The sequence below is a fragment of the Fictibacillus phosphorivorans genome (assembly GCF_001629705.1).
Taxonomy (GTDB): domain Bacteria; phylum Bacillota; class Bacilli; order Bacillales; family Fictibacillaceae; genus Fictibacillus; species Fictibacillus phosphorivorans_A.
This window is the reverse complement of sequence record NZ_CP015378.1, coordinates 2484854-2505235: the sequence shown is the minus strand read 5'-3', so window position 1 is coordinate 2505235 and position 20382 is coordinate 2484854. Positions and strand designations below refer to the sequence as shown.

The following is a 20382-nucleotide window of genomic DNA, read 5'->3' as shown; positions in this document are numbered from 1 at the left end:
TCAGATGAATAAAAACGTGGAGGGATTTAGTAGTATGAAGCTTGCAAAACGTGTGGAGGCATTAACTCCTTCAACAACTCTCGCAATCACAGCAAAGGCAAACCAATTAAAGGCAGACGGGCACGATGTAATCGCACTTGGTGCAGGTGAACCTGACTTTAATACACCGATACATATTATTGAAGCGGCTTATGAGTCTATGAAAGAAGGACACACGAAATATACAGCTTCTGGCGGTCTTTTGTCACTAAAAAAAGCGATCGTGAACAAGCTGAAGCAAGATCAAGGGTTAACGTACGAACCGTCTGAGATCATTGTAAGTACAGGAGCAAAACATTCGTTGTACTCTCTGTTTCAAGCGATCCTTGATGAAGGAGACGAAGTGATCATCCCGATACCATATTGGGTGAGCTATCCTGAACAAGTGAAACTCGCTGACGGTACGCCAGTTTACTTGGAAGGAAAAGAAGAGAATGGATTCAAGATCACAGCAGAAGATCTTAAAAAAGCAATCACTGAACAAACGAAAGCACTTGTATTGAACTCTCCAAGCAACCCGACAGGATCGCTTTATTCAGCAGAAGAGCTGCGCGCGATTGGTGAAGTGTGTCTTGAGAATGATATCTTAATCGTTTCTGATGAAATCTATGAAAAACTCGTTTACGGCGGAGTGAAACATACATCAATTGCAGAGCTTTCACCAGAGCTGAAAAAGCAAACAATCATCATCAATGGTTTGTCTAAATCACATGCGATGACAGGCTGGAGAATCGGTTTTGCAGCAGGTGACGCTAAGATCATTAAAGCAATGACGAACTTAGACAGCCATAGTACATCGAACCCAACAACAACATCTCAGCACGGTGCACTTGCAGCCTATAACGGCACACAAGAGCCTGTTGAAGAGATGCGCAAAGCGTTTGAAGAACGTATGAACAAAGTGTACGACCGTCTGATCACGATTCCTGGCATCACTTGTGTGAAACCGAACGGAGCGTTCTATCTGTTCCCGAACGCAACAGAAGCGGTTAGCATGACAGGATTTAACTCTGTTGATGAGTGGGTAGAAGCTCTTTTAGAAGAAGAAAAAGTAGCATTAGTACCAGGTTCAGGATTCGGTGCGCCTAATAACGTGAGACTTTCTTATGCAACGAGCCTTGATACGATCATGGAAGCTTTAGATCGCATCGAACGTTTTATCAACTCAAAACAGAAGTAATGATTGATTTTTAGAAAGTTCTCCTTCATAATTTTTTTTGGTAGATATTGATAACGTACAGTGGAGGTACATGTAGTGAAAACAACGATTAATAAGCTTAGTGAACACGTAGGCAAGACCGTAAAGATCGGTGCTTGGCTCTCTAATAAGCGTTCTTCAGGTAAGATCGCTTTCTTACAGCTTCGTGATGGATCTGGATTCGTACAAGGAGTTGTTGTTAAGAGTGAAGTAGGCGATGAGATCTTTGCAAAAGCAAAAGGACTTACGCAAGAGTCCAGTCTTTATGTAACGGGTATGGTTAAAGAGGACGAGCGTTCAGCTCTAGGTGTAGAACTTGAAGTAACAGATGTTGAAGTGCTTCATCAAGCGGTAGACTACCCGATCACACCGAAAGAACACGGAACAGAGTTCTTGATGGATCACCGTCACCTTTGGATCCGTTCTAAGCGTCAGCACGCGATCTTAAAGATTCGTAACGAGATTATTCATGCAGTGAACGAGTTCTTCTACAACAACGACTTTGCAAAAGTAGATCCTCCGATCCTTACAGGAAGTTCTGCTGAAGGAACGACTTCATTGTTCCACACGAAGTACTTTGAAGAAGATGCGTATCTTTCACAAAGTGGACAACTCTACATGGAAGCGGCAGCGATGGCACTTGGAAAAGTATACTCGTTCGGGCCGACGTTCCGTGCAGAGAAATCAAAGACTCGTCGTCACTTGATCGAGTTCTGGATGATCGAACCTGAGATGGCATTCGTGGAACACGAAGAATCACTTGAAATTCAAGAACAGTTCATCTCACACATCGTTCAATCTGTGATCACACGCTGTGAGAACGAGCTAAAGACACTTGGACGCGATATCTCTAAGTTAGAGAACGTAAAAGCGCCTTTCCCTCGTGTTTCTTATGACGATGCGATCAAGATGCTAAAAGAAAAAGGGTTTGACGATATTGAGTGGGGAGACGACTTCGGTGCGCCGCACGAAACAGCGATCGCGGAAAGCTTCGACAAGCCTGTTTTCATAACGAACTATCCGAAAGACATCAAAGCGTTCTACATGAAGCCAGACCCTAACCGTGAAGATGTTGTACTATGTGCAGACCTGATCGCTCCAGAAGGATACGGAGAGATCATCGGTGGAAGTCAGCGTATCGATGACCTAGCATTAATGGAACAGCGTTATGAAGAGCACGGGTTAACGGACGATGCCTACAAATGGTATCTAGAACTTAGAAAATACGGAAGCGTTCCACATTCAGGATTCGGTCTTGGATTAGAGCGTACAGTAGCTTGGATCTCTGGAGCGGAGCACGTTCGTGAAACGATTCCATTCCCACGTCTATTGAACCGTTTGTATCCTTAATTAATAAATTTAAAAATCTCCCTGTTATGCGGGGAGATTTTTTTTTGTTTTCGAGGGTGTAGAAAGTGTGGAAAACGTGAAATTAAGTCGTTTTGAGGAAGAATTAAGTCGTACTTGGATGCGATTGAGTCTAAAATGAAAAAATTAAGTCAAAATCGGAACCAATTAAGTCAAAAAAAGTAAATAAAGGCGGTTCTGCAAATTTCGACAAGCGACTAGCATATGCTCATCACGCTCAAAAACTACTTTTTTTCTCAACATTCACCAGTACAGTGAAAATAAAAAACCTAGTTTTATATGCTATAATGTTTCAAGAGGTGTTTTAGTGATGAACGGTAATTTATTTGAACGATGGATGGCTGAAGGATCAGTCAGCATCCCTAATATGTTAATCAAAACGTACAAACAGATCGGTCTATCAGACAACGAATGCATGTTGTTTATACAGCTTCATGTTTTTATAGAATCAGGAAACTACTTTCCGACACCTGTCGAGCTATCTGAACGAATGTCCGCTTCGAGTGATGAAGTGTCTGCTATGCTGAGGACGTTAATCGGCAGAGGTGTACTCGGTATGGATCAGTTCGAAGATAAGGAAAAAGGCGTCTATTTTGAAGCTTATACGCTTCAGCCCCTTTGGAACAGACTTCTTCAAAGTTTGAAAGAAGAAGAGCAGGTTAAAAAAGAGGTACATAAGGAGCACCAGGAACAGAACGTATTCGTCCGATTCGAAAAAGAGTTCGGCCGTCCTTTATCTCCGATGGAACTTGAAACACTTAAGATCTGGATGGACGAGGATCAACAGTCTCCAGAGTTGATTCTAACAGCATTAAAAGAGTCTGTTTTATCTGGGAAGCTGAACTTCCGTTATATTGATCGTATTTTATTCGAGTGGAAGAAAAACGGCATTATAAGTCCAGAAGCAGCTAAAACGTATGGTGAAAAATTTAGAGTCAGACAGCTACAAAGAACGGGGAAACAAGAGCAACCAAGGAACGACTCAGGCATCAAGCGTCCCCAATACAACTGGCTGGAATCATAAAACATGAAATGGCCTTATACTAGGGTCTTTCTTTTTTATAACAGGAGGTCACGTAAACGTGTTAAACAAAGCACAGATTCAATTTTGTTTAGAGCAGATCGAGGACATGTTTCCAGACGCTCATTGCGAACTTCACCACTCGAACCCGTTCGAGCTGACAATCGCGGTGCTTCTGTCAGCGCAATGTACAGATGCGCTCGTTAACAAAGTAACACCGAAGCTTTTTGAAAAATATAAAACACCGCAAGATTATCTGAACGTTACGATAGAAGAGCTGCAGGACGATATCCGGTCGATCGGATTATACCGAAACAAGGCAAAGAACATCCAAAAACTGAGTGAGCTCGTGATCAACGAGTACGGTGGCGAGATACCAAAAGATCGAGATGAACTGACGAAACTGCCTGGCGTAGGACGAAAAACGGCAAACGTTGTCGTATCTGTCGCTTATGATGTTCCTGCGATTGCGGTCGATACGCATGTTGAACGGGTTTCGAAAAGGCTTGGTATCTGTAAATGGAAAGACTCTGTTCTGCAGGTAGAAGAAACACTGATGAAGAAGATTCCAAAATCATTATGGGGCGCAACTCATCACCGTCTGATCTTCTTTGGCAGATATCACTGCAAAGCACAAAATCCAAACTGCCCAGAGTGTCCACTTCTCTCCATCTGCCGAGAAGGTAAGAAGCGGATGAACCAAAAAGAGAAAAAGCTGACTCAGAAAAGATAGCTTGAAACCGTAACTGATGGAGTTACGGTTTTTTCTTTTGCCTTAGACTCTTGGTAGAGGGTGTATAATATTCGGCACTCATAGGGGGTATTTAGTGAGGTGAGGATGTCGTGATTTGTCGACTCGCTGATATAAAGTGAAAACTCGTCGTATTATCGTCCAATCTCGCCGTATTATAAACAATATTTCAAGGATTATTGAGTTCATTTCTTGAATTGCTCTCATATATACGGATGGAGGTATACGTGCCAACCTACAATCAACTGTTTAATGCTTCCATCTAAACTTAATAACAAAAATTCTGCACAGAATTACCTACAAAACATTTCAAAATCTGCACAAAGACCCCATATGTACAAGCATTTTCTCTCTTTCTACATACGTTATAGAAAGGGAGTGATGTTTTCGTGTCATATTCAATCACATATGACTATATCAAGTTAGGTAATGCAAGACCCGGTACGAAGTTGGACGGGCCATTCTTTGGAGTAGCTCATGATACAGGAAATCCAGGAACTTCGGCCAGAAGCAACCGAAACTATTTTAACAATCAACAGCCGAGTGCGAGCGCACATGTTTTTATTGATGATAAAGAGATCCTAGTGATCATTCCGCTCGATGAAAAAGCGTATCATGTTCAGTATGGAACAAGGTTGGACAACGTCCGTTTTGGTCGAGAGTCAAATGATGCCGCAATCGGTGTGGAACTCTGCTGGGGTGGGGGAATCAATTTTCAAGAAGCGTATAAACGTTACGTCTGGTTCTGGGGTTATCTTTGTAAAAGATACAACTGGAGACCAAAAGAGAAGATCGCGAGTCATAAACAATTAGATCCTGGCCGAAGAACAGACCCTGATAACGCTTTGAATCGTTATGGCATCACATTCGATCGGTTCTTAAAAGATGTTGAGAGTTCCATTTCCAATCAAGCAATTCCTACACCAACACCTCAACCAACACCCGGTACAAGCAATACCGTATTAAAGAATGGAAGTACAGGTCAAAGAGTTCTCGATCTGCAGAACAAACTAAAACGTGCAGGATACACACTTCTGGCGGATGGAATTTACGGTCCGAATACAGAGAAAGCGGTAAGAGCATTCCAAAACAAATATAAACTAGCGGTTGATGGTGTTGCAGGACCAAACACAATAAAAAAATTGGATGTTGTGTTAAAACCATCTACAAAACCAACTAAACCGGTAGCACCAATACCAACTAACTCGAACGGAAGTGCTGTCGTTCCTTACCCAGGTTATGTTATTAAGAGAGGTTCAACGGACAGGGCAAACGTTAGCAGAATTCAGCGTGCATTAAGTATTGCAGCAGATGGTAACTTTGGTCCACAAACAGAATCTGCCGTAAAAGCTTATCAAAAAAGAAAAGGGCTCACTGTGGACGGAATCGTTGGACAAGCCACTTGGAATACCCTGTTTTAAAGAGGTACAATAACTTTAGATAAGAGATTATCTTTTGATAAGCTCTTTTTTGTTGTCTACAAATGGAGGCTAAAATAGATGAGTGAGAATACAGCAGAGAACATTTTTACAGAGTGGAAAGAAAAATCGGAGGAAATCGCACATCACTTTAAAAATCGGGATAGAAAAAGTGCGAAGAAACCGATGGTGTATTTTTTTCAACAGTACTTGAAAACGATCTATCTCGTAAATGGAGGACAACCTAATGATCTTTCGAATTACAAAAGCGATCTAAAAGGATTTCAGCACTTGCCTGTGAACGTGATCGAGAGGCTTTCGTTCATTGAAGATCAGCCAGATCACTATCAATCGTACATACAGCTCAGTGCGTTATTTTCGGAATGGGAAAAGAAAAGTGTCATACTAAAAAAGCACGGTACATAAGGACAAGACACTTGGACATATGATGATGACATGAGACGTTTTTTTAGGAGGGGTATCATGCAGATTCATGTGGTGAAACGAGGCGATTCTCTTTGGAGGCTGTCGCAGTACTATAAATTGCCGTGGCAGGAGCTTGCTACGGTTAATCGACTGTCAGAAAAAGACGTACTAACAGTAGGACAGACACTCTTTATTCCAACACCTTTTACGTATACCGTTCAGCCTGGTGATTCATTAGAAGAGATCGGAAACCGGATCGGTGTATCTGTCGCAGAGCTGCAACAGGCGAATCCTGGTTTAACGGACAGCAACCTGCGGCCAGGAACGCAACTGAACGTTCCAGAGCGTACGAAGAAAACAATCGTGACGAACGCGTTTGCAGAACCAAATCCGAAAGCTCAAGCCAATTTTGATGCGGCTGCTAGAGCGCTCACGTATATCACGCTTTTTAGCTATGAAGTGAACGAGAAAGGCATATTCAAACCACTGAATGACACTGAGTTCTTAAAAGATGCAAAAAATAGAAACGTGCGCCCAATCATGGCCATCACGAACATAAAAGACGGCGAGTTCAGTGAAGAAGTGGGAACAGAGATTCTAACGAATAAAGAGATAACTGATAAAGTGATAAACGAGTCGTTACGTATCATGAAGCAAAAAGGATACGAAGGGATCTCGGTGGACTTTGAGTACTTAGGTAAACAAAACAAAGAAGCATACAATCAGTTTTTAAGAACGCTCACAAAGAAGATGCATCAAGAGAATTACGTTGTCATGACTGCTGTAGCACCTAAGATTTCGGGCACACAACAAGGTGAATGGTACGAATCTCATGACTATAAAGCTCACGGTGAGATCGTCGATTATGTGATTCTGATGACGTACGAGTGGGGATATAGCGGAGGACCGCCGATGGCTGTTAGTCCACTTCCTTCTGTTAAAAAAGTGCTCGACTATGCAGTGAGCGTGATCGATCCGAAGAAAATCCTCATGGGCATCAATCTGTATGGCTATGATTGGACGTTACCTTATAAACCCGGTGGTGAGTTTGCAAAAGCATTGAATCCGGTTCAAGCCACTCAGCTAGCAGGCAAGCGGCAAGCTGCTATTAAATACTCGAGAAAAGATGAAGCTCCGTATTACCGGTATTGGGATAAACAGAAGAAAGAGCACGTCGTATGGTTTGAAGATCTGCGAAGTATGAGAGCAAAATTTGATGTGGTCGATCAGTACGGCTTTGCCGGTGTGAGCTTTTGGAATCTATCATTTGGTTATCCTGTATTTTGGAACTATCTGCTTGATCGCTACAACATTCAATAGGTGTTCAGTTGAGTAGCAGTAAATTTCACTTGATAAAAAGAACAAAAAAGATCCGTCAGCAAAATGTGCTGACGGATCTTTTTATCTTTATGGGTTGAGAGGAGGGACGAGGCCTCCACCTCCACCGTTTCCATTTTGTTGTCTGCCTCCGTTTTGCCCAGGAGGTGTAGGTGTCGTAGTACCAGGCTCACCTTCTGTAGGTGGCTCGCTTCCAGGCTCTTGACCCGGAGGAGTACCTGGTTCGCCTTCGCCGCCTCCTTGATCTGGAGGAGTACCCGGTTCACCTTCTGCAGGTGGCTCTGTTCCAGGTTCTTGACCTGGAGGAGTACCTGGTTGTTCGCCTTCACCTTCTGTAGGTGGCGGTTCTTCACCTTGAGGGCCTTCGATCGTAATCGATGTTCCTGCAGGTTCACTTTCTGTGTTGTTCTCACTGTCGATCGCAATGACTTGGAACGAATATTTACCAGGAGCAGGTGATGGAACAACGAATTTCGTATCGTTGATCGTTGCACGTTCCTGCATCGGTCCGTCGTTATAGCTTGCGAGAACTCTAAAGGTTACACCTTTTTTCTTACCATATTTCCATTTAACTTCGATCTCGTTCTTATCTTCCTTGTACTTCGCTTCAAGCCCTTCGATCGAAGAAGGCTTTTCATAGCTATCACTGATACCAGGAAGGTCCGTTCCTTTAACGAAAAGCTCGATGATCTTCTCAGAATCAGGTGTGAACTCACTTGCACGTTTACCTGTTCCTTTTTCCATCGCAACTTCTGTTACGGATTTCGGTTTCTTAAAGTCGTTGTTCTTATGATCCAACTCACTCATGATGTCACGGAAGATCTGTTTCGAATAATCCGCTTCATTGTCGCTTAAGTAGAGACCTTCTTTCATATCAGCATATCCTGTCCATACAGCAGCTGTATAGCTAGGTGTATAGCCGGCCATCCAAGCATCTTTCGTCGCACCATCAGGGATGCCGTATTTATCTCGGTCGTCTTTAGAATAGTTTGTCGTACCCGTCTTACCAGCTAAGTTAAGTCCGCTAACGTTCGCTTCACGACCAGTACCTCTATCCATAACATCTTTCAGCATATCTGTGATCATATAAGCGGTATAATCTTTCATAGCCGCTTTTGGTTCTGAATCCACTTCGATCACACGACCATCAGGGAATTCGACCTTACGGATCGTTGTCGGTTTTGAATAGATTCCTCCGTTACCGAACGATGTATAAGCACCAGCCAGTGTAAGAGGGGAGATTCCTTTCTCAAAACCACCAATCGCATAAGATGGATACGTCGTGTCAGGATCTAGATCAAAACCTAATTTGTTAGCAAAATCAGTTGCTTCTTCAGCACCAACTTCTTGGAACGCACGAACAGCAGTCGTGTTCTTGGATTCAACGAGCGCTTGACGCATTGAGATATCGCCAACGTTACGGTCGTTAAAGTTGTTGATCGTAATGTCTTTCAGTTCAACTGGTTCATCTTTCAAGATGTAACCTGTGTTCCACTTTTTGTTCTCAATGGCAGGACCATAGTCTAAGATCGGTTTAATCGTAGAACCAGGCTGACGCTTGATCTTAGATGAGAAATAGTTACTCAATTCATCTCCGCGCCCACTTCCTACTGCACGAATGGCACCTGACTTCGTATCAAGTAATGCAACACCTGATTGAAGAACCTTGTTTTCGTTCTCTAATTTAGCTCTTAATACGTCCTCAGTCGTTTGCTGTGCTTTTGGATCTAAGTTCGTATAGATCTTAAGTCCAGATGAGTAGATATCTGCTTCTTCAAGTCCTTCGATATCTTTTAAATCATCGATTACTTGTTTGATATAAGCATCATAAGGACGTGTTTCGGTTTTTAAGCTTCCTTCATCGATCATGTCTTTTACTGGAATACTCTTTGCTTTTTCCGCTTCTTCTTTTGTAATGAATTTATGCTGAGCCATCAGATTCAAAACAACGTTACGGCGATGTTCAGCTTCTTTCGGATTTACAAGCGGGTTGTAGTAACTAGGCGCTTTTGGTAGTCCAGCTAAAAGAGCAGCTTCTTGAACTTCTAATTCAGAAACATCTTTGTTGAAATAAACTTTTGCTGCTGTAGCAATACCGAATGCTCGATTACCAAAAAAGATCTTGTTCAGATACATCTCTAGAATCTGATCTTTAGAATACTTCTGTTCTAGTTGAACAGAAAGGTATGCTTCACGAATCTTACGCGTAAGAGATTTTTCATTCGTTAATACCGTATTCTTGATAACTTGTTGAGAGATCGTACTCGCACCTTCAGCTCCAAATCCTTCTCTTACGTTAGCGAAAGCAGCACCAGCAATTCGTCGTACATCTATACCGCTATGTTCCCGGAAACGAACATCTTCTGTTGCGATAAAAGCATTTTGTACATGCTCTGGAATTTCGTTGATCTTAACACGAATCCGTTTTTCATCACCTGCGACGAGTGCTGCTTCTTCGTCGTTCATATCCATAATCTTAGAGGATACCGGTGTTTCTAGTTTCTTAGGATCTAATTTAGGAGAAGTTGCGGCAATCACACCGACTGTTAATAGTCCTAAAACTCCTAAGATAAGAGCAAGGATCAACAGAGTCTTCTTCCAGTTACGTCCTCGTCTCGGTTTTTTTGTTTTTGATTTATTTGCCGGTTTAGAAGCATCACTAGTCTGTCTGCGTTCCATACGGCTTCGGTAATCTTTTGACATTGTTTTACCAACCTTTCAACTTCATAAAAAAATGAACTCGTTCAATTATTCGACGGCATTTGACAATTTATGAACGACTAAAAATAGACAGAATCTACCACCTGTAAGTAATTAAGCCGAGGTTGATACCCGATAGTAATAGAATGTCCTTTTTCCTCGATTTCACCCTTAGGAATCGATTTTCTGCCTTCCTTCTGTTCGTTCCAAAACGAGATCAAGTGAGAACTATCGAATAAATAGCTCTCATCTGTTTGAGAGAAACGAAGGATGACGAACGAGATCCCACCATGATCTAAGATGTGCCGCATATGAAGTAACTGATGTTCATGAAAGTTCTTTAACGGGAAGCTCGTCTTATTCTTTGTTTCTTTTGCCTCAAAGTCAATGTATCTTCCTTTATACACCCCATTGTAATCTGTCGTGGAAGCAAGTTTGAAGTATGCTTCTCGAATGACAGCGGCAGATCGCTTTGGATATTCTACATTTACGATCTGGACCGGAGTAGGTTTCTTATGGATGATCGCTTGATTGGTTAAAAGATAATATTCGTTGCTCTGATTGATATCATCTTCTAACGACATTCCCCTGTTGCTGTACGAGATATCTTTTTTGGTAGAAGATGAAGATTGTTTTTTCACGATAGAAGTCACTTTCTTACCGTTCGGATAATGAAAGGTACCCATGATTCATCTCCTTTACAACGAAAGATGGCTATGCGCATGAAAAAACGATACACATAGCCGTTGGATGTTTACTTTTTTAGTAGTCGAGAAAGTTCTTCTTCTACAAAACCCATGACAACTTCTTTTGCGTCCTCCGTTTCAATAACGGTAACAGGAGTTGCAGAAGCGCCGAGGTCGATCACTTCTTTCATATAAGCATCGTTTTTACGAATATCTCGTTCTTCAAAAGGAATCTTGTTTGCTTTTAGCCACTCTTTTTCTGCAAAGCATGGAGGGCACGTTTCTTGTGTGTATATGATCACTGTCTTCGCCAAAGGTCTATGCCTCCTTTTTCCAAATACATCTTTCATAACCATTAGTTTACTCTTTTTTCTTATATGACACAAATATTTTATAACATGAAAGCGAACGATAGAAAATAGGACAAAAAGCATGGAGGAAGAGCGTGGCACAGCACATGGAGGAAATCATTCAACACATTGGGAAACTCACGAATTCACAGAATCGTGATAATATTTCACGTACCGTAAGCTATGCTACCTTTTATAAACATAACCCTGAGATCAGGTGGGCGATGCTCGCAAGTCTTGTTTCGAGAAATGCAGGTTACAGCATGTGTGACCTAAAAGGGGACTGGTTCCCGAGGCTGTTGTCTAAAGATACTAGAAAGCATTTATTCTTAACGTATGAACGCGCAAACTGGCTGATCTTTCAAGATGCGTACCCACAGCTTTTGATCTATGAGTATTCCAAAAAACAAGGGAAGCCTCATTTTGATCTGCTCAGATACTTTGGCGTTTCTACATTTATGGTTCATGAGTGGGAACGTTTCTGGCATGAGAAAGATTTGAAGCGAATTTGTACATCTTTAATCATTAATGAACAGCACGTTATCGAACAGCCAGTTATAAAGGATGGATTTTACAAAAAGAGAATTTTTTCAAAAGTGCCATTTCTCTTACAAGATTATATGCATTTTAGTACCGTGCTTTTTCCTGTCGAGAGTGGAGAAGTGATTGGAATATCCGTTCATGGATTTAAGAAGACAAAAAATAGGATCGAAACAGGTAAAAAGCTGTATACCATCTTGTTCGAGTCAGAGTGGAGTGAAGAGATCATAGCTTTTGCTGATAAAGTGACTCATACTGGATCCAGACATGATTTTGAAACCTATATTTATCCTGGTAAAAAAAGAGAAACCCCGTTCCTACGGCTATCGTTTCCGGTCATCGAGCATCATAAAGCAAACACAATGGATTGGTATCAAAGACGCATGAACACTGAAAAGTTTTATGAACCGGTAAAACCATTGCACGGGATCGTGTTAACCGATTGGTATAAACAAAAGCAAAGGCAGTTGAAGATAGGGATCCTCTTAAAAGAATGGATGATGCATGCATAAAAAAAGACGGCTTTTTTTGAGCCGTCTTTACTTCATTATGTGCTAGGGATATCTGGGCCGTTCAGCTTCTTATCACCATAGCCAGTGCTGTTACTTTGTTCTCTTTTTTGAGTACCCGTTTCTTCTTGGCTCGTATACTGATCCTGCTGTTTTTGCTGTTTGCTGTCTTGGTTCATGTAGGCACCTCCTTTTTGTATCACCTGAACTGTTCTTAGTTTTGGAGTTGTTGCGACTGAATATACAAACAATCAACAAATTGAGTGTCGAAATTGTAGTGATTCCGTTGTATTCCACTTTCTTTGGCGAATGAAAACTAGTTTTGTCAGGTGTGAAGGGGATGGGAAGATGATGCTCGAAAATAGTACTCACAAGAAAACGGGGAGGGATTCATGATGGAAATGGTGTTGATGAAAACCAAAACGGTCTCTGAGGAACTTGGGGTGAATCCAACAACAGTTCAGCGTTGGGTCAGACATTTTAACATTCAATGTGACAAGAATGAGCACGGTCATTATCTGTTCAGACAAGATGATATCGATCAGTTAAGAGAGATTAAGGCACAGCTCGATAACGGACTTTTGATGAGTGATATTCAAGTTCAGTCGATGCAGTCAACAGAGCAATCAATGGAGCTGCCAATCCAATTTGAAGATAAGTTTAATCGTTTGAACGCTGCCATAGAGGCATTAGAAAAGAAAGTGGAGGAAAAAGCAGATGGGGTCGTTTCCTATCAAATGTTACAGCATGCGACAGAGCTTGAAGAACTCATCAAAAAGATGGAGAACATGGAAGCCCGTCTGCAAGATATTGAAGTCGCACTTCTGAAGCAAGATTATCCAGAAGAGCGACTGTACGTAAAAGAGAAATCAAAGAAGAACTGGTTCGTCAGTTTGTTTACTCTATAGATGCTTTTATAAAATCCTCTTTCATAACTAAGCGGCTACTATCTATTGATGTTATTCTTTCTTCCTGATTAGTTGATTGAAGTGGAAGATGCGAGACTCCTACGGGACGTGCGGTCAGGTGAGACACTTAGAGGCGCAAAGCGGCAAGTGGCTCACCGGTCGCCCCGTGGAAAGCGAGTATCTGGAACGGAAATCAACCACTTTCAAACGCTTCAGAGAGTATCAAAATAAAGCTAATTAAAATCAAAAAGTGTAAGTCTCTTCATTCTTTGGTAGGATATAAAGAATGGGGGGACTTTTTTAATGGACCATTTATATACATTAACGACAAAACTAATCGCTGATATAGATGAAGCGTTTCATATTTATAAAACAGAAACGAAAACGAGAGAAACGGAAGCGGACTTTTTTACAGAGGTGAAACCATTCGCCGATCGCATTCATTTTCGTGTAAAAGACTGGGAGCCACTCGCGAGAGATTGGGTGATCGCCAACAAGCCCAAATATCTATACCCGATTCAGATCAAAACGGCTGCTGAAAACATCGGTTATCTTGGCGTTTATGTCTTTCAAAAGAAAATGAAAGACAAACGTATCACAGAAATGGTGAAATCTGTTCTCTATGTATTGAATCAGTTAAAGAATCAAATGGCGGAAGACGAAAACAAATAATTTCACATACCGTACTTAAATATTGTTTTTAAAAATAGGGAGAGAACAAGATGTATCATCCATCTGTTTATGATAATCTAAAGGTTGTGCTCGAAGGAGCTGTGTATGATCTTGATTTTTCAGGAGAAATTGAGATCATTAATCGTAAAGACATAATGGATCAAGCTATCATTGAAAGAAATTATCATATTGATTTTGTGGTTTCCTCAATCGGGGAAGCGATGAGAGGGGCTATTTCGTTAACTTCAAATCTAGAAGATTTGGCTATGGAAAAGTTGAACGATAATCCCGACGGAGCGGGCAGTAAACTATCTGTTGTAATTGAGACTCCGGTTTACGAGATAGAAACAGATTGCAAACAGCTTCAATCCATCCTGAAAAAATGGGGCAGCGGAGATTTAAAAGGTGACATTCAGCAAAAACTTACTTATATATATGGTCAACCACGACACGTATTTACTAACACAATCTCTATACAACTGCAAAAACCTGTTTCTGAAGAAGAACCAGAGCGAATCTCATCGGTGCTTGAAGAATTAATAGGGTCAATGAAAGAAATGAATGAATATTTTAAGGGGTATAAAAAATGACACAATCGCTACAAAGTTTTCCAGAATTCATCCAAAATGCATGGAACAAAAGCGGCTTTTCCGCATTTACAGACATTCAAGAAAGAGCAATACCTGAACAATTAGAAAACAAAGATTTGATCATCGAATCGCCAACTGGTACAGGAAAAACTCTAGCCTATGCATTACCAGCACTATCGAAGTTAAACCCAGAAGTGAAGAATGCTCAAGTTCTCTTTTTAGCGCCAACGCGAGAACTAGCGATGCAAATTTACGATGTTTGTCAAAAGTTCACTGAAAATAGCGGACTTAGCGGGGCATCCCTTATCGGTGGAGCCAATATGCAGCGTCAATTAGATAAATTGAAAAAGAAGCCACAATTTATCGTAGGTACGCCAGGACGAGTAAAAGAGTTGATACAAAACAAAAAACTAAAAGTGCATGAAGTGAAAACCATCGTAATCGATGAAGCTGATCATATTATTGAAGCTGGATTTAACGGAGATGTTGAACAAGTAATCGCAGCTACGTTAAAAGACCGTCAGCTTGTATTTGTATCTGCTACGATCAACAATAAGACAGAGGATTGGTCAAAGAAATTAGCGGTAGCACCAGTTATCGTTAAAGTAGAAAAAGACTTAGTGAAAAGTGAAGTCTCGCATACGTTCATGGTCTCTGATTACCGTGACAAAGTAGAAAACTTGCGTAAATTGATTCGTCACACACCTGGCATCAAAGCAATGGTCTTCATCAATAGCTCAATGAAGATGGATGAGTTCGCAACTAAACTTGAGTACAAGAAAATAAAGCTTGGTGTATTAGCGGGGAATTCCACTAAACAAGATCGACAAAGAGTGATCAACGACTTTAAAAATGGAAAGATTCCTGTACTTTTAACAACAGATGTTGCGACACGTGGATTAGATATTCCTGACGTTACACACGTAGTTCATTTTGAAATGCCAGAGGACGTAAAGCAGTACGTCCACCGATCTGGAAGAACAGGGCGTATGGGAAAAGAAGGGACAGTCGTTTCTTTAGTAACGAAAGCAGAACTAACTTCTGTGAAAAAATGGACAGCGAAGATGAACGTACCTCTTCAAAAGCAGCTGCTTGAAAGAGGACAAGTTATCGTAGAAGAGGGTGTTAGTAGAGGACCCTCTACTAAACGCACTACTCCAACAAACGAAAAGAATACGCAGAGAAAGTCTGACGGATTTAAAAAGAGAAGATAATTACAGGGTAAAGGATTTTTCATAAAACAATAGAATTCTTTCTCTAAAGGAGAGAGACATATGGAAGTCACTGAATATTTATATCAGATTAAACCTGTAAGATCAGATTTCATGGAGAATCAAACACAAGAGGAACAGGAAACGCTCCAATCTCATTTTCAGTACCTTCAAAATCTATTAGAGAATGGCAAATTGGTATTGGCAGGACCTTGTCTGGATGCTTCGTTTGGTGTCGTGATTCTTCAAAATACACATGAAAAAGAAGCACAAGAAATCATGGGAAATGATCCAGCAGTTAAGGGAAAGATCATGACTGGCCAACTATATCCATTTCGCGTTTCATTAATCAAGAAATAACAAAGTTCTTTGCACTGTAGCCATTGATTGGTTGCAGTGTTTTTTATTTTAAGAGGGTTTTCTTTTTTAACCAGAGAATACATGTATCATTAAAGAAGAGTTTCTGGAGGCGTTTGAGATGTTTGGTTTGTTGAATGTTGGAAGTCTCGTGTTAGGGTTAATAGCTTTGGTTTTACCGGTTGTAAATATATTCTTGAAGAAAAATAAAAGCTGGATGATGTTTTCGATTATTAGTATCAGTGCTTGTGCGGTTTCATTAAGTTTTCAAATTTTTTATACTTACCATAAAGTGACGATAGAAGATTGGAGTGCACTCAATGATACGATGTATACCACTGCGTATGCTTCAGCAGCTCTTTTACTCATTACTATCATTTTAAATGTAATGACATTGGTTGTTTATCGTGGCAAAACAGCTAGTTAAACGAAAAAAAAATTGGTGTAGAAGATAGAAAAAGGGAAACTAATCAAGATTTCCTTTTTTTTTTGACTTTTCTTCTCATAATACTCATACCTTAATCTGCGCTGACGACTCTGCTCTATTTGCCAATCCACAACTTTAATGAGAGATATTACGGCAAGAATAGGTAATCCAATATATATAAATAGAGTTAAAAAGAGAACTGTGTACGTTATACCCATACTTTGAACATAACCCCCAATAAACCTTTAATAATATTATCCTTATTTTACCATAAATAATTGTAAAATTCAGTAAATTTAACTATAATTAAATTATCTTCTAAAATAACTATTTTTTATTTAAGAAAGGTGGAATGTTATGTTTTGGATCTTATTGGGTATTGCAGGTATCACACTTTTATTCATATTGTATGTAGTGCTAAATGGACGACGTGAATTTTATTTAGACCAAGCAAAACCTTCCAAAGATAGTTCTTTAAAGCGATTTGTGAGGTACGGCAATATAGTTATACGTGCAAAAGGTAATTAATCTTACATCAAAGTATAATCTTATATTCTGAGTGGATTATAGAGAAAGGAAGTGAACTCATGTTTTGGTTATACTTTTTAATCCCTTTAACGATTATCATTGTTTTAGCTATTTTCGTTGATAAACAAAATAAAAAGAAGGGTCTGAAAACAAAAGTAAAGCATAGTGACATTAAATATTTATGTATGCAAGAACCTCCAGAAAGCAGTCGCACAACAAGATAAATTTTAAAGACTTTTTATGAAAACACAGCAAACCGACCTGTTCCATACGGGTCGGTTTTTTTATTTAGAGCATTCTTTTAACCTTTACCACCTAACATTCCGATATTGATGAACGTACGGAGTATCTGGATATTGATCATACTGCAACTGCTGATAAGTTTGGTGATAACTTTGGGGATAGGTATATTTAGCGTTTCGCTGACAATTCGAGTATGGTCCTATATAAGTAGAAGGTTGGACAGGTGCAACGGTTTCTTTCCATTGATTCTCGTCAAGACAATAGGTATGCGCCATAACATTGGCAGGGGTGAATCTAAGTATATCTGAACCAAGAATAACTTGTGGAGTCGGTGCATTAAATATGGCTAGAATATGAGTGTTATCTTCTAGTGCGATTTCATAGTGCCACCATCCTTGAGGAACATTGGCTACTTGCCCTGGTGTGATCTTGAAGTTCAATAACTGTTTAGTAAATGGATTCAGGATCGATACAAGAACAGAGCCTGAGATACAGTATACAAGTTCAGCAGCATTCTGATGATAATGAGGTTCAACTACATTGCTCGTACTCATAAATATATCTAATAATGATACCTTTTCTAAAGTATTTAACTGGTTGATACCCAATACATTGATATAATTTTGGCTGTCTTTCTTGAACAGTGGACTCGTATTTACATCAAACGTATATTGAGTAGAGGGAGATGTATAATCCATATATGATACCATAAGGTGCTTCACCTCTTCATAGGCGTTTGCCCGACTTTGTAAGTATGGTATGCAAACACAAATAATTGGGTGTTAACCGAAAAGCTTCCTTGTATTTCTAACGATTGAAGGACTAATTATTTGTAACTACGAATGTGCCTATGATAAATACAATGCCAGTAGAGATCAGTGAAAGGATTAGACCAATACCAGCCATAATCTTTTTCTCTCTTCTCTTAAATAAGGTGTAACCACACAGCATTAATGACAGAGGAGAACCAATAGCAACTGTATAGATCAAAAAACTGCCTCTTGTACTATACATGGTCAGAATTAAAAATAGTGAAATCAATAAAGAAGCATAGCTCAACCAAGAAAAACGTTTATCCTTCTCACTTCTATCTCGATACCACGCAAAAATACCTATTAATAAGCCTAAAAGCATAAGTAGGATAAAAATTAAATCCAATCAAATCCCCTCTTTTCAGAAAAAGTCTAACATATCATCCATCATATGCTCAGGAGTATAACATATTTTGGAAATTATAGTAAAAACATTCAGGGTTAAAAACTGAAGTTTTTAATTTACTAATCTAAAAATGTCTACAAAAACCCATCATGAATGGGTTTATTTCATGATTATTATTTTTCAGTGATTGACGACACATTTATTAGGTGATAGAATTCGAAATGTAAATCGTAATGATTACGTTTATTAAAAGGTGAAGAAGAAGCATTTTATAAGAGGAATTTAAGTTCCGAGATTAATGGATACATAGGTATGACTTTCTTCAGATTTCATTTTTTTTACGTAATAAACCGTAATGATTACGATTATAAACCAATAGGCAAGGAAGGTAAATGAATGAAAAATTATAAGAATATTTTAGTAGGAATGTTATGTTTGGTTCTTGTATTCATCGCTGGTTGTTCAACTACGCAAAACAGCTCAGAAAAACAAGAAGAAAAAGAGAAGAAAGTTAACATGATCTTCAGTTTTAAAGCAGCTAACTTAGACCCGCATACTGGCTTTATTCCCATTCGTGCTGGACTTACTGAAACGTTATTAAAACTGGATGATAAATCGAATATTGAAGGCTGGCTAGCTGAAAAATGGGAAACAGCAGATAACGAGAAGTGGGTCTTTGAAATCCGAGATGATGTAAAATTCCAAGATGGTAAAAAACTTGATGCTGAATCTGTCAAACAATCATTAGAAAGAAGTATTGAAGCGAACGAATCGTTAGGTGATTCTCTCAAGATTAAATCAATGGAAGCAGATGGACAATTACTTACGATCCATACGACAGAGCCTTATCCTGCACTTCCATCGGAACTTGTAAATCCTTATACATCAATTGTAAACATGGAAGCGGCTAAGAAGGATGGAGAAGAGGCGTTTAAAAATAACCCAATCGGTACAGGTCCGTTTAAAGTAAAAGAATTTAAATCCAATCAATTTGTTGAAGTTGAAAAAAACAAAGACTATTGGGCTGGAGAACCGAAACTGGACTCAGCAAAAATAAAGTTTAATGAAGACGCTAACGTAAGAGCACTTGCCCTACAGTCAAAAGAAGCTGATGTTGTGTACAATCTCCCTGCCGAAAGTCTAGATACGATAGAAAAGGATAATAAATTGAGAGTTGAATCTATTCCTGGACTTCGAGCGCATTTTATTCTATATAACAGTCAAAGTAAAAATGTTAAAGATTTAAAGGTCAGACAAGCTCTAGACCTCTTGATCGATCGAAAGAGTGTTGTAAATGACATCATGCTCGGACACGGCCTTGAAGCTAACGGTCCATTTAACAGTACACTGCCGTTTGGATTAGATGAAGAAGTATCAGAATTGAACGTGGAAAAAGCTAAAAGTCTTTTAACTCAAGCGGGCTACAAAGAGAATGCAGGAGGTTTAATGGAGAAAGACGGTAAACCGTTAACTCTTGAACTCGTTACGTATAAAGCTCGTCCAGAACTTCCTTTGATCGCACAGCTGTTACAGTCTGATGCAGGAAAAGCAGGAATCAAAATTGATATTAAAACAGTTGAAAATGCAGATACGCATCTAGTTGAGAACAAGGATTGGGATCTAGCGACTTATAGTAACAATACCTCTCCAAGAGGAGACGGAAGCTACTTCTTTAACACTGCTTTCACAGAAACAGGAGCGTTAAATGTTGGGATGATCAACATTCCTGAACTTAACACTCTAATTGAAAAGTTAAATAGAACGACAGATTTAGATGAGCGTACAAAGCTGACACAAGATGCGTCTAAGGTAATCAACAAAGAAGTTGCCCATAGCTATGCCGTTTATCCAAATATCATTATTGGAATGAACAAACGCATTGTGAACTGGGAGCCTACAGCAGAGGAGTATTATATTCTAACACACAATATGGATGTGAAATAA

The 20382-nt window shown here is 39.8% G+C and carries 21 protein-coding genes and 1 pseudogene; 16 read left to right on the top strand and 6 right to left on the bottom strand.

All coding sequences use genetic code 11. From position 1 onward, the window contains the following. The first annotated feature begins 34 nt into the window (after positions 1-34). The 8 genes and pseudogenes from ABE65_RS12935 (at position 35) to ABE65_RS12905 (ending at position 7541) form a co-directional block, all read left to right on the top strand. Positions 35-1219, top strand: a complete 1185-nt coding sequence (locus ABE65_RS12935; protein WP_066395595.1) for a pyridoxal phosphate-dependent aminotransferase — start codon at positions 35-37, stop codon at positions 1217-1219. A 75-nt stretch (positions 1220-1294) separates the two neighbouring features. Then, entirely contained in the window at positions 1295-2587 is a 1293-nt protein-coding gene (asnS, locus tag ABE65_RS12930; protein ID WP_066395592.1) for an asparagine--tRNA ligase, read from the top strand. Between the two features lie 328 nt (positions 2588-2915). Then, positions 2916-3629, top strand: a complete 714-nt coding sequence (locus ABE65_RS12925; protein WP_066395589.1) for a DnaD domain-containing protein — start codon at positions 2916-2918, stop codon at positions 3627-3629. A gap of 58 nt (positions 3630-3687) precedes the next feature. Continuing rightward, entirely contained in the window at positions 3688-4359 is a 672-nt protein-coding gene (gene nth, locus ABE65_RS12920) for an endonuclease III (protein WP_066395588.1), read from the top strand. A 407-nt stretch (positions 4360-4766) separates the two neighbouring features. Next, positions 4767-5267 (top strand): annotated as a pseudogene (locus ABE65_RS22240) (N-acetylmuramoyl-L-alanine amidase family protein); the annotation flags it as partial. A 9-nt stretch (positions 5268-5276) separates the two neighbouring features. Beyond that, positions 5277-5798 (top strand): peptidoglycan-binding domain-containing protein, encoded by a 522-nt coding sequence (locus ABE65_RS22235; RefSeq protein WP_231887905.1) that lies wholly within the window; start codon positions 5277-5279, stop codon positions 5796-5798. A gap of 78 nt (positions 5799-5876) precedes the next feature. After that, positions 5877-6221, top strand: a complete 345-nt coding sequence (locus ABE65_RS12910; protein ID WP_066395583.1) for a YpoC family protein — start codon at positions 5877-5879, stop codon at positions 6219-6221. Between the two features lie 57 nt (positions 6222-6278). Beyond that, positions 6279-7541, top strand: a complete 1263-nt coding sequence (locus ABE65_RS12905; protein ID WP_066395580.1) for a glycosyl hydrolase family 18 protein — start codon at positions 6279-6281, stop codon at positions 7539-7541. A gap of 87 nt (positions 7542-7628) precedes the next feature. Here the strand turns inward: ABE65_RS12905 and ABE65_RS12900 are convergent, their stop codons facing one another. The 3 genes from ABE65_RS12900 to ABE65_RS12890 all read right to left on the bottom strand — a co-directional run bounded on the left by ABE65_RS12900 (position 7629) and on the right by ABE65_RS12890 (position 11259). After that, the gene (locus tag ABE65_RS12900) at positions 7629-10262 is read right to left on the bottom strand and encodes a transglycosylase domain-containing protein (RefSeq protein WP_066395577.1); all 2634 of its coding nucleotides are present in this window, start codon (positions 10260-10262) and stop codon (positions 7629-7631) included. A 77-nt stretch (positions 10263-10339) separates the two neighbouring features. Further along, on the bottom strand, positions 10340-10945 hold the full coding sequence (gene recU, locus ABE65_RS12895) for a Holliday junction resolvase RecU (RefSeq protein ID WP_066395574.1): 606 nt from the start codon (positions 10943-10945) through the stop codon (positions 10340-10342). Between the two features lie 68 nt (positions 10946-11013). Beyond that, entirely contained in the window at positions 11014-11259 is a 246-nt protein-coding gene (locus ABE65_RS12890; RefSeq protein ID WP_066395571.1) for a glutaredoxin family protein, read from the bottom strand. A 131-nt stretch (positions 11260-11390) separates the two neighbouring features. On the opposite strand from ABE65_RS12890, the gene ABE65_RS12885 reads away from it, so the two are divergent. Then, a complete protein-coding gene (locus ABE65_RS12885) occupies positions 11391-12347 on the top strand; it encodes a DUF2515 family protein (protein WP_231887805.1) in 957 nt (318 codons plus the stop codon). A gap of 35 nt (positions 12348-12382) precedes the next feature. On the opposite strand, the gene ABE65_RS22065 is transcribed toward ABE65_RS12885, so the two are convergent. Further along, positions 12383-12523 carry a hypothetical protein gene (locus ABE65_RS22065; protein WP_197480302.1) on the bottom strand — a complete coding sequence of 47 codons (141 nt, stop codon included), beginning with the start codon at positions 12521-12523 and terminating at the stop codon, positions 12383-12385. A 213-nt stretch (positions 12524-12736) separates the two neighbouring features. On the opposite strand from ABE65_RS22065, the gene ABE65_RS12880 reads away from it, so the two are divergent. The 6 genes from ABE65_RS12880 to ABE65_RS12855 all read left to right on the top strand — a co-directional run bounded on the left by ABE65_RS12880 (position 12737) and on the right by ABE65_RS12855 (position 16509). Further along, complete coding sequence (locus ABE65_RS12880; protein ID WP_082861425.1) at positions 12737-13252, top strand: MerR family transcriptional regulator; 516 nt, start codon at positions 12737-12739, stop codon at positions 13250-13252. A gap of 303 nt (positions 13253-13555) precedes the next feature. Then, entirely contained in the window at positions 13556-13924 is a 369-nt protein-coding gene (locus ABE65_RS12875; RefSeq protein WP_066395565.1) for a YppE family protein, read from the top strand. 50 nt (positions 13925-13974) lie between these two features. After that, positions 13975-14514 (top strand): hypothetical protein, encoded by a 540-nt coding sequence (locus ABE65_RS12870; protein WP_066395562.1) that lies wholly within the window; start codon positions 13975-13977, stop codon positions 14512-14514. After that, entirely contained in the window at positions 14511-15728 is a 1218-nt protein-coding gene (locus tag ABE65_RS12865) for a DEAD/DEAH box helicase (RefSeq protein WP_066395559.1), read from the top strand. Before ABE65_RS12870 ends, ABE65_RS12865 begins: the two co-directional genes overlap by 4 nt. Before the next feature lie 60 nt (positions 15729-15788). Next, on the top strand, positions 15789-16085 hold the full coding sequence (locus ABE65_RS12860) for a YciI family protein (protein WP_066395556.1): 297 nt from the start codon (positions 15789-15791) through the stop codon (positions 16083-16085). A 118-nt stretch (positions 16086-16203) separates the two neighbouring features. Beyond that, positions 16204-16509 carry a hypothetical protein gene (locus tag ABE65_RS12855; RefSeq protein ID WP_066395554.1) on the top strand — a complete coding sequence of 102 codons (306 nt, stop codon included), beginning with the start codon at positions 16204-16206 and terminating at the stop codon, positions 16507-16509. Between the two features lie 836 nt (positions 16510-17345). Here ABE65_RS12855 and ABE65_RS12845 read toward each other — a convergent pair. Both ABE65_RS12845 and ABE65_RS12840 read right to left on the bottom strand, forming a co-directional pair. After that, on the bottom strand, positions 17346-17990 hold the full coding sequence (locus ABE65_RS12845) for a cupin domain-containing protein (RefSeq protein ID WP_066395549.1): 645 nt from the start codon (positions 17988-17990) through the stop codon (positions 17346-17348). A 112-nt stretch (positions 17991-18102) separates the two neighbouring features. Further along, on the bottom strand, positions 18103-18438 hold the full coding sequence (locus ABE65_RS12840; RefSeq protein WP_066395547.1) for a hypothetical protein: 336 nt from the start codon (positions 18436-18438) through the stop codon (positions 18103-18105). A gap of 396 nt (positions 18439-18834) precedes the next feature. Here ABE65_RS12840 and nikA point away from each other — a divergent pair, with 396 nt between their 5' ends. Further along, positions 18835-20382, top strand: coding sequence for a nickel ABC transporter substrate-binding protein (gene nikA / locus ABE65_RS12835; RefSeq protein WP_066395543.1), 1548 nt, complete (start codon positions 18835-18837; stop codon positions 20380-20382).

What these genes read in the sequence shown, in the direction of transcription:
- ABE65_RS12910 (WP_066395583.1), top strand. Translation starts at nt 5,877, where the DNA reads ATGAGTGAGAATACAGCAGAGAACATTTTTACAGAGTGGAAAGAAAAA.
- ABE65_RS12925 (WP_066395589.1), top strand. Translation starts at nt 2,916, where the DNA reads ATGAACGGTAATTTATTTGAACGATGGATGGCTGAAGGATCAGTCAGC.
- nikA (WP_066395543.1), top strand. Translation starts at nt 18,835, where the DNA reads ATGAAAAATTATAAGAATATTTTAGTAGGAATGTTATGTTTGGTTCTT.
- ABE65_RS12855 (WP_066395554.1), top strand. Translation starts at nt 16,204, where the DNA reads ATGTTTGGTTTGTTGAATGTTGGAAGTCTCGTGTTAGGGTTAATAGCT.
- ABE65_RS12905 (WP_066395580.1), top strand. Translation starts at nt 6,279, where the DNA reads ATGCAGATTCATGTGGTGAAACGAGGCGATTCTCTTTGGAGGCTGTCG.
- ABE65_RS12880 (WP_082861425.1), top strand. Translation starts at nt 12,737, where the DNA reads ATGATGGAAATGGTGTTGATGAAAACCAAAACGGTCTCTGAGGAACTT.
- recU (WP_066395574.1), bottom strand. Translation starts at nt 10,945, where the DNA reads ATGGGTACCTTTCATTATCCGAACGGTAAGAAAGTGACTTCTATCGTG.
- ABE65_RS12865 (WP_066395559.1), top strand. Translation starts at nt 14,511, where the DNA reads ATGACACAATCGCTACAAAGTTTTCCAGAATTCATCCAAAATGCATGG.
- ABE65_RS22065 (WP_197480302.1), bottom strand. Translation starts at nt 12,523, where the DNA reads ATGAACCAAGACAGCAAACAGCAAAAACAGCAGGATCAGTATACGAGC.
- ABE65_RS12935 (WP_066395595.1), top strand. Translation starts at nt 35, where the DNA reads ATGAAGCTTGCAAAACGTGTGGAGGCATTAACTCCTTCAACAACTCTC.
- ABE65_RS12875 (WP_066395565.1), top strand. Translation starts at nt 13,556, where the DNA reads ATGGACCATTTATATACATTAACGACAAAACTAATCGCTGATATAGAT.
- ABE65_RS12860 (WP_066395556.1), top strand. Translation starts at nt 15,789, where the DNA reads ATGGAAGTCACTGAATATTTATATCAGATTAAACCTGTAAGATCAGAT.
- ABE65_RS12870 (WP_066395562.1), top strand. Translation starts at nt 13,975, where the DNA reads ATGTATCATCCATCTGTTTATGATAATCTAAAGGTTGTGCTCGAAGGA.
- ABE65_RS12900 (WP_066395577.1), bottom strand. Translation starts at nt 10,262, where the DNA reads ATGTCAAAAGATTACCGAAGCCGTATGGAACGCAGACAGACTAGTGAT.
- ABE65_RS12845 (WP_066395549.1), bottom strand. Translation starts at nt 17,990, where the DNA reads ATGGTATCATATATGGATTATACATCTCCCTCTACTCAATATACGTTT.